This window comes from Streptomyces sp. NPDC059003 (assembly GCF_042740445.1).
Lineage (GTDB): Bacteria > Actinomycetota > Actinomycetes > Streptomycetales > Streptomycetaceae > Streptomyces.
Genome location: NZ_JBHYJH010000423.1, coordinates 1 through 1,716, shown reverse-complemented (window position 1 = coordinate 1,716; position 1,716 = coordinate 1). Strand labels below are relative to the sequence as shown.

Annotated in this window: 2 protein-coding genes; both read right to left on the bottom strand. The window is 67.7% G+C overall.

Going from position 1 to position 1,716, the window contains the following annotated elements:
- Positions 1-51: 51 nt before the first annotated feature.
- Positions 52-1,209: a hypothetical protein gene (locus ACFWZ5_RS46325; RefSeq protein WP_384893320.1), complete on the bottom strand. Its 1,158-nt coding sequence runs from the start codon at positions 1,207-1,209 to the stop codon at positions 52-54.
- Positions 1,206-1,716, bottom strand: a 511-nt coding sequence (locus ACFWZ5_RS46320; protein ID WP_384893317.1) for a hypothetical protein, incomplete at its 5' end; no start/stop codon positions are given. The genes ACFWZ5_RS46325 and ACFWZ5_RS46320, both read right to left, overlap by 4 nt.

Here is a 1,716-nt window from a genome sequence, read left to right as displayed (position 1 = left end):
CATGCACTCTCGGGCCCGGAACCCAAGGACGATCACAACCTGACACAGTCCCTAGAGCCTGGGGGCCGAGCCCGGTCCCGGGGTGAGCTGGTCCTGACGGGTGTGCTGGGCGCGGGCCCCCTGAGCATCTCTGCCGCTAGCCTCTGCGACCCGAGTGCGCAGCCGCTCGAGTGCGGCCTCCGTCAGCGCATCCGCGACCTCGGGCAGGCGGGCGCGTATGTAGGGCGCATCCACAGCGATAGCCAACAGCGCTGCACGCATCGCTTGCCGCTGGTCTTCGGGCAGTTGGAAGATCTCCAGCTCCAAGCCAGCCTCGCCCCTGGTGCGCGGCGCCGCCTGTGCGATGTGATCGGCCATGCCCGTAATGGCATCGTGCATCATCCTCACGTGGAGGCGCGTGGTACCGCATCGCAGAAAGCTCTCGTTGCTGAGCTGCGACACGCGTCCCAGGCTGTGGTACAGCTCCAAGAACCGCTCGGCAGGATCGCTTCTCGGAGCCCGGCGCTCCTGGAACTGCAACGACTTCACGACGAGGCTATGGAACACAGCTACGCCGCAGCGCTCCTGCAGGGCGGCCAGGTCGAGGAAGTCCCGCGGATCGGTACGCGTACGCACTGCCTGCAGTGCACGCATGATCAATGTGGCCACTGAGCTGACCCGCAGGTTGGGAGTCTCGGCCACTGCGACCGGCTCAGCATACTGAGGCATGCGCGCCAGCACGAGCTGGGGGCGCGGGGCAATCGTGTCCACGAACGGCCAGGGACGCCGAGTGGGAGAGCCCCCGTGCTCGGTGAAGTCCAGGGCCAGGGGCACAGAGCCGGGCTGGCTGACCTGCACCGGCCCTGAGACGGTCTCGTCGAACACCGGCTCAGCAGCGACAGGTAGCACCACGACGTGGGCCCACGGCTTGGTGCCGTCCTGGAGCGTCAAGGAACGTGGGGGAGCCTTGCTGCCGTGGGCAGGGAAGTTGATACGGGCGCTTCCGGGGCGGCTGACACGCTGGAGTGCTGCGGCAGCCGTGGGGAGGGCGCGTTCGGCGTCAAAAGCCTCCTCCGTGACCAGAGCGATCTCCAGCCTGCTGCGCCACATCGCCCCGTGAACGTGCAGGGCCAGGTCGCCATCCAGTACGAACTCAACACCGGTCGCCGCCCTTGCCCCGGCTGCAGCGATTGCGGCTGCGCGGATCGCCGATGCCGAGTCCGAGTTCACGGTTGTCGCCTCAGCTGGGTGAAGCGCTGCTCCCAGACAGACGTCACCGCCACGGGGAGGATGTCGACCAGCTCGGGCCACAACTCGATCAGCAGCTGAGGGTTGAGCAACGCTGCTTGAGACGCTGTGCTGCCCGCCAGGAGAATGTCTGCGTACGTGCGGCACAGGTCCCCAGAGAGGCTCGCGCCGGTGCCGGCGGCCGACCTGGCCGCCCCTGGCAGGCCCCTGGCCAGCACGGCAGCCCGGGGTTCCTCCGGTCCGTTGAGCGCGTCCCAGGCATCGACCACCTGGAACGGACGGGATAGCAGTACATCAGGGGTGTCCGGATGCTTCAGCGCCTTGGCGATATCCGCGTCGATCTCCGGGGGCAGACCTTCAGCCATAGATACGCGCGTGGCCTCGGCACGTTCGAAGTCGACGTCCAGCTCGCCCGCCAGGTCATCCGGTCCAACGCCCATGTCATCCCATTCCTTCCGCTTCGGCGCTGTGCCCCGCGCGTTCCTGGAC